The sequence below is a fragment of the Micrococcus sp. KBS0714 genome, from assembly GCF_002008305.4.
GTDB classification, from domain to species: domain Bacteria; phylum Actinomycetota; class Actinomycetes; order Actinomycetales; family Micrococcaceae; genus Micrococcus; species Micrococcus luteus.
This window is the reverse complement of record NZ_CP042169.1, coordinates 1-11653: the sequence shown is the minus strand read 5'-3', so window position 1 is coordinate 11653 and position 11653 is coordinate 1. Positions and strand designations below refer to the sequence as shown.

Below are 11653 nucleotides of genomic sequence, written 5' to 3'. Positions count from 1 at the left end.
GCCATCCCCGTCCCTCCGTGGGCAGAAACGCCCTCTCTTCTGCCCACGGGGCCCGAAGTCCTGCGGTTTGTGCCCCAGGAGCCCCCGGGTCGCCGGTTTCTGCCCACGGTGCCGGCGCCGGCGGCCACCCTGGGCATACGAAAGGGCCCGGGAGTCTCACGACTCCCGGGCCCTTCTTCGGTGGAGGCAAGGGGACTCGAACCCCTAACCCCCTGCTTGCAAAGCAGGTGCGCTACCAATTGCGCCATGCCCCCGTGAGGACCGGTCAGTCCTCCGGTGCCGGCTCGACGCCGTCGGCGTCCTCCGGCAGGTCGTCCGTGGCCGTGGCCCAGACGTCCTTCCGCGCACTGTTCTCCCGCCAGAGACGCGCCCCATAGGCGGCTGCCGCGGCGCTGACCACGAGGGCCACGCGTGCCAGTCGACCCATGGGAAGACCTCCGGAGACGAACGGAGCCCCAGCGGACCGGGGCTCTGTGTGGTGGGAGTGGGCGTACCAAGACTTGAACTTGGGACCTCTTCGTTATCAGCGAAGCGCTCTAACCGCCTGAGCTATACGCCCTCACCGTCGCTCACGGCTGACGCCGTTCACAACAGGAGATGACTGTACAGGAACGCCGACGCCCCGCGCAAATCCGCGCGGGGCGTCGGCGAAGGTCGGCTCAGTCGTCCGTCAGCGTGACGCCGATGCCGCCCACGAGGCTCGCGCAGAGGTTGTAGAGCAGCGCGGCCACGGTGGCCAGGGCGGTCAGCAGGATGACGTTGACCACGGCCAGCACGGTGGCCAGCGAGGTCACGGTGCTCAGCGGGGCCAGGGACGCCACGGTGTAGCGCCCGGCCTCGGAGCCGAGCACGGTGCCGATCACGTCGTTGACCCTGTCGAAGATCCCGAGGACGTCGGACAGCGAGTACAGCGCCACCGCCGCCACCACCGTGAGGATGCCCAGCGCCACCGAGAGCAGGAACGCCAGCTTCAGCACGGACCACGGGTCCACCCGGGTCAGCACCAGGCGGGCGCGGCGCACCTTGGCCTTCGGGACGGCGCGGACCAGGTCCTCCTGCGAGGACCCGCTGGCCTTGCGCACCGGGCGGCCGGACCGCGGCTCGGCGGCCTTCCCGGTGCTCCGTCCCTGGCCGGGACGCGACGACGCGGACGTGCTCACTGCTCTCCTCCGTCTGCACCCTCACCGGCGTCCTGCGTCAGGGCGTCCTCCGGTGCGGCTACGGGGTCGGTCGGGTCGATGTCTGCGTCCAAGGGTACATCCGGCCCCGCCTCGGCCTCGGCGTCCGCCTTCGCCTCCATCTCCTGCTCGTTGTTCAGGGTGACGGCGACGATCCGGTCCCGCTTGTCCGGCTTGGCGAAGATCACGCCCATCGTGTCGCGGCCCTTGGCCGGCACACCGGCGACGGCGGAGCGCACCACCTTGCCCGAGGCCATCACCACGAGGACCTCCTGGTCCTCGCGCACCACGAGACCGCCGGCGAGCTCGCCGCGGTCGTCCACGAGCTTGGCGACCTTGATGCCGAGGCCGCCGCGGTTCTGCGGGCGGTACTCGTCCACGTGGGTGCGCTTGGCGAAGCCGCCGTCCGTGACGGTGAAGACGTAGCCGTCCTCCTCCACCACGTCCATCGTCAGCAGGGAGTCGTCGTCGCGGAACTTCATGCCGGTCACGCCCGAGGTCGCACGGCCCATGGGACGCAGCGCCTCGTCCGTGGCGGTGAACCGCAGGGACTGGCCCTTGTGCGAGATCAGGATGAGGTCGTCGTCGGGCGAGACCACGCGGGCCGAGACCAGCTCGTCCCCCTCACGCAGCTTGATGGCGATCAGGCCGGCGGTGCGGTTCGTGTCGTAGTCCAGCAGCGGCGTCTTCTTCACGAGGCCGCCGCGCGTGGCGAGCACGAGGTACGGGGCCCGGCCGTAGTCCACGAGCGGCTGGATCTGGGCGATCCGCTCGTCCGGCTGGAACGCGAGCAGGTTGGCCACGTGCTGGCCCTTCGCGTCGCGGCCGGCCTCGAGCAGCTCGTACGTCTTGATGCGGTACACGCGGCCGAAGTTCGTGAAGAACAGCAGCCAGTGGTGCGTGGAGACGGTCAGGAAGTGCTCGACGACGTCGTCGCCGCGCAGCGTCGCCCCGCGCACGCCCTTGCCGCCGCGCGCCTGGGACCTGTACTGGTCGATCCGGGTGCGCTTGACGTAGCCGCCGCGGGTGATGGAGACGACCATCTCCTCCTCGGGGATCAGGTCCTCGATGGACATGTCGCCGTCGAAGCCGGCCATGATCTCGGTGCGGCGGTCGTCGCCGTGCTTGGCCACGATCTCGGCGAGCTCCTCGGAGATGACCTCGCGCTGACGCTGCGGGGACTCCAGGATCCGGTTGTACTCGGCGATCTTCGCCATGAGGTCGTCGTACTCGTCCTGGATCTTCTGGGACTCCAGGGCGGCGAGCTGGCGCAGCTGCATCTGCAGGATGGCCTGGGCCTGGACGTCGTCGATGTCCAGGAGCTCCTTGAGGGCCTCGCGGGCCACCTCCGCCGAGGCCGAACGGCGGATGGTCGCGATGACCTCGTCCAGCATGTCCAGGGCCTTGAGCAGGCCGCGCAGGATGTGCGCGCGCTCCTCGGCCTTGCGCTTGCGGAACGCGGTGCGGCGCACGATCACGTCGATCTGGTGCTTCACCCAGTGGTGCACGAAGCCGTCCAGGGACAGGGTGCGCGGCACGCCGTCCACGAGCGCGAGCATGTTGGCCGAGAAGTTCGACTGCAGCTCGGTGTGCTTGTAGAGGTTGTTCAGCACCACCTTGGCGACGGCGTCGCGCTTGAGCACGATCACCAGGCGCTGGCCGGTGCGGCCGGAGGTCTCGTCGCGCATGTCCGCGATGCCGTTGATCTTACCGTCCCGCACCATCTCCGCGATCTTCGCGGCGAGGTTGTCCGGGTTGGTCATGTAGGGCAGCTCGGTGACCACGAGGCACGTGCGGCCCTGGATCTCCTCCACGTTGACCACGGCGCGCATGGTGATGGGGCCGCGGCCGGTCCGGTAGACCTCCTCGATGCCCTTGCGGCCCAGGATCTGGGCGCCCGTGGGGAAGTCGGGGCCGTGCACGCGGGCCAGGAGCGCCTCGAGCAGCTCCTCGCGGGTGGCCTCGGGGTGCTCGAGGTACCACTGCACGCCCGCGGCCACCTCGCGCATGTTGTGCGGCGGGATGTTCGTGGCCATGCCGACGGCGATGCCCGAGGAGCCGTTGACCAGCAGGTTCGGATACCGGGCGGGCAGGACGACGGGCTCCTGCTGCTTGCCGTCGTAGTTGTCCTGCATGTCGACGGTGTCCTCGTCGATGTCCCGGACCATCTCCATGGCCAGCGGGGCCATCTTGGTCTCGGTGTAGCGCTGGGCGGCCGCGCCGTCGTTGCCCGGGGAGCCGAAGTTGCCCTGGCCGAGCGCCAGCGGGTAGCGCTGGACCCAGTCCTGGATGAGGCGCACGAGGGCGTCGTAGATCGCGGTGTCGCCGTGCGGGTGGTAGTTGCCCATCACGTCGCCCACCACGCGGGCGGACTTGTTGAACGCACGGTCCGGGCGGTAGCCGCCGTCGTACATCGCGTAGAGCACGCGACGGTGCACGGGCTTGAGGCCGTCGCGCACGTCCGGCAGCGCGCGGCCGACGATCACGGCCATCGCGTAGTCCAGGTACGAGCGCTTCATCTCCGACTCGAGGTCGACGGGCTCGACCTTGTCGGCGGCGCCCTCGGGGAGCACGTAGTGCTCCACCTCGATGTCCAGGCCGGTCTGCGGGGGCTGCGGGGTCGGGGCGCCCTCGACGGGCTCGTCCGGGGTCTGGGGGGTGGTCTCGTCGCTCACGCGGGTCCTCTCGTGCTCCCCGCGACGGCGGGGAGGATGGTCGGCTCAGGCAGGTCTGCGGGTCCGGCTCAGACGTCCAGGAAGCGGATATCCTTGGCGTTCTGCTGGATGAAGGTGCGGCGGGACTCCACGTCCTCGCCCATGAGCATGGAGAAGACGGCGTCCGCGGCGGCGGCGTCCTCCATGGTCACCTGCAGCAGGGTGCGGTGCTCCGGGTCCATGGTGGTGTCCCACAGCTCCTGGTAGTTCATCTCGCCCAGGCCCTTGTAGCGCTGCACCCCGTTGTCCTTGGGGTAGCGCCAGCCCTTGGCCAGGCCGGCCTCGACGGCGGCGTCGCGCTCCTCGTCCGAGAACACGTAGTCGTGCGGGGCGTTGGACCACTTGATGCGGTACAGCGGCGGCTGCGCGAGGAACACGTGGCCGGCCTCGATGAGCGGGCGCATGTACCGGAACAGGACGGTCAGCAGCAGCGTGGTGATGTGCTGGCCGTCCACGTCCGCGTCCGCCATGAGCACGATCTTGTGGTACCGCAGCTTGGAGATGTCGAACTCCTCGCCGATGTTGGTGCCGAACGCCGTGATCATCGACTGGATCTCGGCGTTGCCGAGGGCCTTGTCCAGGCGGGCGCGCTCCACGTTCAGGATCTTGCCGCGCAGCGGCAGGATGGCCTGCGTCTCCGGGTTGCGGCCCTGCTTGGCCGAGCCGCCGGCGGAGTCGCCCTCCACGATGTACACCTCGCAGCGTTCGGGGTCCTTCGAGGAGCAGTCGGCCAGCTTGCCGGGCATGCCGAAGGACTCCAGCGGGGACTTGCGGCGCGCGTTGTCCCGGGCCTTGCGGGCGGCCAGGCGGGCGTGCGAGGCCATGATGGCCTTGCGGATGATCTCCTTGGCCGGGCCCGGATTGCGCTCGAACCAGTCGCCGAGGTGGTCCGTGACCGCCTTGGACACGAACCCGCGGGCCTCGGAGTTGCCGAGCTTGGTCTTGGTCTGGCCCTCGAACTGCGGCTCGGAGAGCTTCACGGAGATCACGGCGGTCAGGCCCTCGCGGATGTCCTCGCCCGTGAGGTTGTCCTCCTTGGGCTTGAGGATCTCCTTCTCCCGCGCGTAGCGGTTGACCAGGGAGGTCAGCGCGGCGCGGAAGCCCTCCTCGTGGGTGCCGCCCTCGTGGGTGTTGATCGTGTTCGCGTAGGTGTGCACGGACTCCGAGTAGGCGGAGGTCCACTGCATGGCCACCTCGACGGCCATGGAGCGGCCGTCCGAGACGTCCTCGGCCTCGAAGGCGATGACGTTGTCGTGGACGTACTCGACCTTCTTGGCGGAGTTGAGGTGCTGGACGTAGTCGAGCAGGCCGTTCTCGTACAGGTAGGTGACGGAGCGGCGCTGGGGCTCCTGCTCCGCGTCCTCCGCCAGGCCGTTCTCCGCGACGTCCTCACCGGCGGCGCCCTCGCCCGCGATCTCGTCGTCGACGACCTCGTTGGACTCCTGGACGCGCTCGTCCGTGAGGGTGATGCGCAGGCCCCTGTTGAGGAAGGCCATCTGCTGGAAGCGGGCACGCAGGGTCTCGTAGTCGAACTCGATCGAGTCGAAGATCTCCGGGTCCGGGTAGAACGTCTGCACGGTGCCCGTGGCGTCCGTGGCCTCACCCTTCACCAGCTCGCCCTGGGGCACGCCGCCGTCCGCGAAGGACATGCGCCACACGTGCCCCTGACGGCGGACCTCGGTGTCCACGCGGCGGGAGAGCGCGTTGACCACGGAGATGCCCACGCCGTGCAGGCCGCCCGAGACGGCGTAGCCGCCGCCGCCGAACTTGCCGCCGGCGTGCAGGATCGTCATGACGACCTCGACGGTCGGCCTCCCCTCGGTGGGGTGCAGGTCCACGGGGATGCCGCGGCCGTCGTCCGCCACGCGCACGCCGCCGTCGGCCTGCAGCGTGACGTCGATGCCGGTGGCGTAGCCGGCCAGCGCCTCGTCCACGGAGTTGTCCACGACCTCGTACACGAGGTGATGCAGGCCCCGCGGGCCGGTGGAGCCGATGTACATGCCGGGGCGCTTGCGGACGGCCTCGAGGCCCTCGAGCACGGTGATGGCGCTGGCGCCGTACTCACCGGGCACCTTCCGGTCCTTCACGGGGGTCTCGGGCTGCCCGACGGCGTCCGGCACGGCCTCCGGGTTCGGCGCGGCCGACGCGGCGGTCGGCTCCTCCGCGGGGTTCTCGGGCATGGCGTCAACCACGGGTGGCTCACTTCCTCGGACGTCGGCGGCAGGGTCGACCCGCGCGCAGGCGCGCGCCGCCGCCCGGACATAACCGGCACGCGACACGCTCCCGCAGATCCACGGGGGCGGGGGACGGACGACGGCCGGCCCCCTTTCACTGGTCCCAGTGTACCGCCTGACACCCCGAGGGCCCGCATCGACGGGGGTCCGCCGCGGGAGAACACCCGCTCAGCGGCCAGGGACACGGCTCAGGACGTGCGCAGGAGACCGCCCATGCCTCCCGGGCCGTCACCGACCCTGTGAGCGCGCCAGAGCGGCACCCATGGCCTCGCCGCGTCCGGGACGCCGTCGTGCGCCGCGGGGGGCGGCCCCGGACTCAGCCGTAGGTGTCGCGTGGCCCGCGGCCGCCGCGCACGGTGCGCGGCCCCTTGCGCCAGCTCGGGGCCTGCGGCCCCGCCACCTCGATGCGGGTCACGACGCCGGGCCCGAGCGCCTCGTCGAAGCGCTGCAGGAGCACGGGGCTCATCAGGCGCAGCTGCGTGGCCCACGCGGTGGAGCTCGTCCGGACCCGCACCACGGAGTCCTCGAAGCTCTCCGGGCGGCAGTGCAGCGCGATCTCCGGCCCCACCAGCTCGGCCCAGCGGGTGAGCACGGAGCCGACCGCCACGGGGGTGGACCAGCCGCGGTCGCGGATGAGCCGGCCGAACACGGTGGACACCGTGGCCGGGTCCCGGTCCGCACCCCCGAACGGGCGCCGACGGTCCTGCCGCTCCCGGCCGGCCGACGGCGTGCCCGCCATGGCCCCGGCCAGGCCCGCGCCCGTCCCCCGCGCCCGCAGCGGCGCCTCGCCCCGCTCCCGGGCGGCCTCGCGGACCCGACGCAGCTGCACGAGCGCCAGGTCCGGCCGGTCCGGCTCGAACGGGGCGGGGGTCTCAGCCATCGGCGCCGCCCTCGCGCCGGGGCTCGCGGATGTCGCCCTCCACGGGGGCCGCGGCGGCCACGGCCTCGGAGCCCTCCGCGTCCTGGCGGATGAGCACGCGGTGGGCCGTGAGCTCCTCGGGGACGTCCTCGAGCGCGGCGGCCGTGACGATCACCTGCTCGGCCCGGTGCACGAGCGCGGCGAGGCGGCGGCGACGGGCGGCGTCGAGCTCCGCGAACACGTCGTCCAGGATCAGGACGGGGCGGGCGTCGGGGTCCGGGTCGTCGGCCACGAGCACGTCGTAGGCCGCCATGCGCAGGGCCAGCGCCAGCGACCACGTCTCCCCGTGGGAGGCGTAGCCGCGCGCGGGCGCCGGGCCCAGGAAGAGGGCGAGCTCGTCCCGGTGGGGGCCCACCAGGGTGAGCGCCCGCGCCCGCTCCTCCTCCCGCTGGGTCTCGAGCGTCCGGCGCATGTCCACGGCCAGGTCCGCCACGGCCGGGACCTCCGCGTGGGTGCCGCGGGCCAGCGGGACGGTGGACTCGTAGGCGTAGGCCGCCGCCTTGGAGCCGTTGGTCAGCGCCGCGTACATCTCCTGGAGGGGGCGGGCCAGCAGGCGCAGCACGTGCAGGCGGCCGTGGAGCAGGCGGGCGCCGGCGGCGCAGAGGTGCTCGTCCCAGACGGCGAGGGTCGCGTCCTCCTCGGGGCCCCAGCGGCGAGAGCCGCGGCTCGACTTGAGCAGGGCGTTGCGCTGGCGCAGCACGCGTTCGTAGTCGGCGGCGGCCTCGCCGAGGGCCGGACGCAGCTGCACCATGAGCTGGTCGAGGAGACGACGGCGGCCACCGGGCTCCCCCGTCACGAGGCTCAGGTCCTCCGGGGCGAAGACCACGGTGCGCAGGATCCCGAGGCCCTCCTTCGCCCGCACGGGGGCGCCGCGGTTGATGGCCACCCGGTTGGACCGGCCCGGCAGGATCTCCAGCTCGAGGGCGACGGCGCGCGACCCGCGGTGCACGCGTCCGGCGATCCGGGCCCGGTCCCGGCCGAAGCGCACGAGCTGCGCGTCCGAGCTGACCCGGTGGGACTGCTGGGCGCCGAGGTAGCCGATCGCCTCCACGAGGTTGGTCTTGCCCACCCCGTTGGCCCCGAGCAGCACCGTGGACCCCGGCGTCAGCTCCAGGTCGGCCCAGCGGTAGGACCGGAAGTCCGCGACGGTGAGGTGGGACAGGTACACGGGAGCGTCCAGCCCCCTGCGTCAGGCGATGCGCACCGGCATCACGAGGTAGCGGTAGTCGGAGACGACGCCGTCCTCCTGGTTCACGCCGGTGAGCAGGGCGGGCTTGGGCGCGGACGTGAACGCGAAGCGCACCTGCGGCTGGTCCACCACGGCCAGGCCCTCGGAGAGGTAGGACGGGTTGAACGCCACGGTGATGTCCTCGCCCTCGAGCGTGCACGGCACGGACTCGTTGGCGCTCGCGTCGTCGCCGGTGCCGGCGTCCAGGGTGACCTGGCCGTCCGTGAACACCATGCGCAGGGCGGTGTTGCGCTCGGCGACGAGGGCCACGCGGCGGGACGCCTCGACCAGGGCGGCGGTGTCCACCACGGCCTGGATGGGGCTGGACTCGGGGAAGAGCGAGCGGATCTTGGGGTACTCGCCGTCCACGAGCACGGAGGTGGTGCGGCGGCCGCCGGAGGCGAAGCCCACGAGGTCGGCGGTCTGGCCGAGCAGGATCTCCAGGTCGCCACCGGAGCCGAGGGACTTGGCGACCTCGGTGAGCGTGCGCGCCTTGATGAGCAGCGACGTCGAGAGGGACGGGTCCGCCGGGGTCCAGCGGATCTCCTTCATGGCCAGCCGGTAGCGGTCCGTGGCCAGGAAGGTCATGGTGTCGCCCTCGATCTCCACCTTCACGGCGGTGAGGATCGGCAGGGTGTCGTCCTTGGAGGCGGCGACGGTGACCTGGGCGACGGCGTGGGCGAACGCGGCGCCGTCCACGGTGCCCGCGGGGGCCGGCAGCTCGGGCAGGGCCGGGTAGTCGCCCACGGGCATCGTGGCCAGGGCGAAGCGGGAGGAGCGGCAGGTGACGAGCACCTTGCCGCCGTCGAGCTCCACCGTGACCTGGGCCTGCGGCAGGGAGCGGACGATGTCGTTCAGCAGGCGGCCGGAGACGAGCACCTGGCCCGCGGTCTCGACGTCGGCCTCGATCTCCAGGCGCGCGGAGGTCTCGTAGTCGAAGCTCGCGATGGACACGACGCCGGCCTCGGCCGTGATCAGCAGGCCCGAGAGCACCGGCACCGGCGGGCGCGGGGACAGGGAGCGTGCGGCCCAGGAGACGGCGTCGGTGAGGATGTCGCGTTCGACGGTGAACTTCACGAGCTGCACTGCCTCTCTGGGGGTGATGACGGGGGTTGCGGGCCCGGGGGGAACGGCGACACGCGGGCCTCAGCATAGGCGGTCCGCGCGGCGGGTGTCAGGTCGCCGACGAATGACAGCGGTGTAATTCCAAGGATCTCGGGCGCACGGGGGCACGGGCGCAGCCCGGGCCCTCGAGGCGCTCAGCTCGGTGCGGGGCGGCGGAGATGATGTTGCTTGGCGGGATCTCTCCAGGGGGATCAGAAGGAGTGGTAGCGGGTGTGGATCCTGTGGAGAACGCCGTTCTGCCGCGCCGACATGCGGATCCGGTTGGGGGAACCGTGTGGACGCCCGCTCGTTCGGGGTGTGCATCCGGTGTGGACGAGCCCCGGAGGCCCTCCCCCGCTCTGCACAGGCCCGACCGGAGTTGTCCAGACTCGTCCCCGGATCCACCCCCCAGTTGTCCACATTCCTGTCCACAGGGCACGTCCACACCCGTCGAAACCCGCGAGATCATGCGGTTTTCGGCTGTGGAGACCTGTGGATACATGTGGGCAACCGAATGACATCCGTGTGATTCACCAGCCTGTGCACCGTCGTCGTCCCCAGGGGCGTGGACGCGGCGTGAGCGGCCTGATTCCGCCATCCACAGGGGCGGAGGTTGTCCACAGCACCGGGGGTTCTCCACAGAGTTGTCCACACCGGTGGACAATGTGGAAGAAGACTCGAGTCCCGGTCGAAGGTTCGAACCGGGACTCGAGGGGGCAGTGGGTGGCTCAGGCGCCGCGCTGCTTCCGCTTGATCTCGTTGGTGAGCTCGGTGACCTGGTTGTAGATCGTCCGCCGCTCGGCCATCAGCTCGCGGATCTTGCGGTCCGCGTGGATGACGGTGGTGTGGTCGCGGCCGCCCAGGACCTGACCGATCTTGGGCAGCGACATCTCGGTCAGCTCGCGCAGCAGGTACATGGCGATCTGCCGCGCCGTCACCAGCGTGCGGGTGCGGGACTTGCTGGTCAGCTCCTCGAGGGTGAGATTGAAGTACTCCCCCGTGGCGTGCAGGATCAGCTCCGGCGTGATCTCGTGCGCCGTCTCGTCCGTGATCAGGTCCTTGAGCACATGCTCGGCCAGCTCGATGTCCACGGTCTGCCGGTTGAGCGAGGCGAACGCGGTCACGCGGATCAGCGCGCCCTCGAGCTCCCGGATGTTCGTGGAGATGCGCGAGGCGATGTACTCCAGCGCCTCCGGCGGGGCCACGAGTCCCTCGGCCTCCGCCTTCTTCCGGAGGATCGCGATGCGCGTCTCGAGGTCCGGCGGCTGGATGTCCGTGATCAGCCCCCACTCGAAGCGGGAGCGCAGCCGGTCCTCGAACCCGGAGAGCTGCTTGGGCGGCAGGTCCGAGGTGATGACCACCTGCTTGTTGTTGTTGTAGAGCGTGTTGAAGGTGTGGAAGAACTCCTCGACCGTCGCCTCCTTGTCCGCCAGGAACTGGATGTCGTCGATCAGCAGGATGTCCACGTTGCGGTAGACCTGCTTGAACGAGGCGCCCTCGTCGTGGCGGATGGAGTTGATGAAGTCGTTGGTGAACTCCTCCGAGTTCACGTACCGCACCCGCAGGCCTGGGTAGAGGCGGCGGGCGTAGTGCCCGATCGCGTGCAGCAGGTGCGTCTTGCCCAGGCCGGACTCGCCGTAGATGAACAGCGGGTTGTACGCCTTCGCCGGCGCCTCGGCCACCGCGTTCGCGGCCGCATGCGCGAACCGGTTGGACGAGCCGATCACGAACGTCTCGAAGTGGTAGCGGTCGTTGAGGCGGCTGGTCTCCGCGGACGTCGACGGCGGCGCGGGGGTCGGCTTGCCGTTCCCGTTCGGGGCCGCGTTCGCGGCGGGCACGACGTCGGCCGGCGGCTCGATGCGGAAACCCGGCAGCTCCTCGGCGACGGCGCGGCGGGAGGTGGCGGCGGTCGCGGCCGGGGGCAGCTCGACGTCCGGCGCCGCGGCGCCGGACGGCCCGCCGGCGAGGGAGGAGCGGCGGGCCTCGGAGGAGGGGGTCCGCGGCGGCTGCAGGTTCGCGTCGATCGAGATGGCCAGCAGGATCTCCTCGCGGAACTCCTGGGTCAGGGCGTCCGTGAGGGCGTCGGCCACCTGGGTGCCCTGGAGCGTCTCGCGGGTGGTCTCGTTCGGCACGGCCAGCAGGAGCGTATTGCCGATGAGGCCCTGCGGCTGGGCCAGGTAGACGAAGCCCATGAGGCGGGCGCTGACCCGCGCGTCGTCCTCGAGGGAGCCCACGACGGAGCGCCACGAGCTGAGCACGGCCTGGTCTGCCACCAC

At 71.2% G+C, this 11653-nt stretch carries 8 protein-coding genes and 2 tRNA genes; all 10 read right to left on the bottom strand.

Annotated elements, in window-relative coordinates:
- Positions 1-181: 181 nt before the first annotated feature.
- A tRNA-Ala gene (locus B1A86_RS00045) sits at positions 182-254 on the bottom strand.
- Between the two features lie 11 nt (positions 255-265).
- Positions 266-427, bottom strand: coding sequence for a hypothetical protein (locus B1A86_RS11535; protein ID WP_166795244.1), 162 nt, complete (start codon positions 425-427; stop codon positions 266-268).
- A 58-nt stretch (positions 428-485) separates the two neighbouring features.
- A tRNA-Ile gene (locus B1A86_RS00040) sits at positions 486-559 on the bottom strand.
- A 100-nt stretch (positions 560-659) separates the two neighbouring features.
- Positions 660-1160 (bottom strand): DUF3566 domain-containing protein, encoded by a 501-nt coding sequence (locus B1A86_RS00035; protein WP_049145010.1) that lies wholly within the window; start codon positions 1158-1160, stop codon positions 660-662.
- Entirely contained in the window at positions 1157-3853 is a 2697-nt protein-coding gene (gyrA, locus tag B1A86_RS00030) for a DNA gyrase subunit A (RefSeq protein ID WP_078025333.1), read from the bottom strand. The genes B1A86_RS00035 and gyrA overlap by 4 nt, the downstream gene beginning before the upstream one ends.
- A gap of 68 nt (positions 3854-3921) precedes the next feature.
- Positions 3922-6072, bottom strand: coding sequence for a DNA topoisomerase (ATP-hydrolyzing) subunit B (gyrB, locus tag B1A86_RS00025; RefSeq protein ID WP_168196721.1), 2151 nt, complete (start codon positions 6070-6072; stop codon positions 3922-3924).
- A gap of 370 nt (positions 6073-6442) precedes the next feature.
- Entirely contained in the window at positions 6443-7006 is a 564-nt protein-coding gene (locus tag B1A86_RS00020; protein WP_044659941.1) for a DUF721 domain-containing protein, read from the bottom strand.
- Positions 6999-8213, bottom strand: coding sequence for a DNA replication/repair protein RecF (gene recF / locus B1A86_RS00015; protein WP_049145013.1), 1215 nt, complete (start codon positions 8211-8213; stop codon positions 6999-7001). Before recF ends, B1A86_RS00020 begins: the two co-directional genes overlap by 8 nt.
- Before the next feature lie 21 nt (positions 8214-8234).
- Positions 8235-9350 carry a DNA polymerase III subunit beta gene (gene dnaN, locus B1A86_RS00010; protein ID WP_002856446.1) on the bottom strand — a complete coding sequence of 372 codons (1116 nt, stop codon included), beginning with the start codon at positions 9348-9350 and terminating at the stop codon, positions 8235-8237.
- Between the two features lie 755 nt (positions 9351-10105).
- On the bottom strand, positions 10106-11653 hold the full coding sequence (dnaA, locus tag B1A86_RS00005) for a chromosomal replication initiator protein DnaA (RefSeq protein ID WP_012750665.1): 1548 nt from the start codon (positions 11651-11653) through the stop codon (positions 10106-10108).

What these genes read in the sequence shown, in the direction of transcription:
- B1A86_RS00020 (WP_044659941.1), bottom strand. Translation starts at nt 7,006, where the DNA reads ATGGCTGAGACCCCCGCCCCGTTCGAGCCGGACCGGCCGGACCTGGCG.
- gyrB (WP_168196721.1), bottom strand. Translation starts at nt 6,072, where the DNA reads ATGCCCGAGAACCCCGCGGAGGAGCCGACCGCCGCGTCGGCCGCGCCG.
- B1A86_RS11535 (WP_166795244.1), bottom strand. Translation starts at nt 427, where the DNA reads ATGGGTCGACTGGCACGCGTGGCCCTCGTGGTCAGCGCCGCGGCAGCC.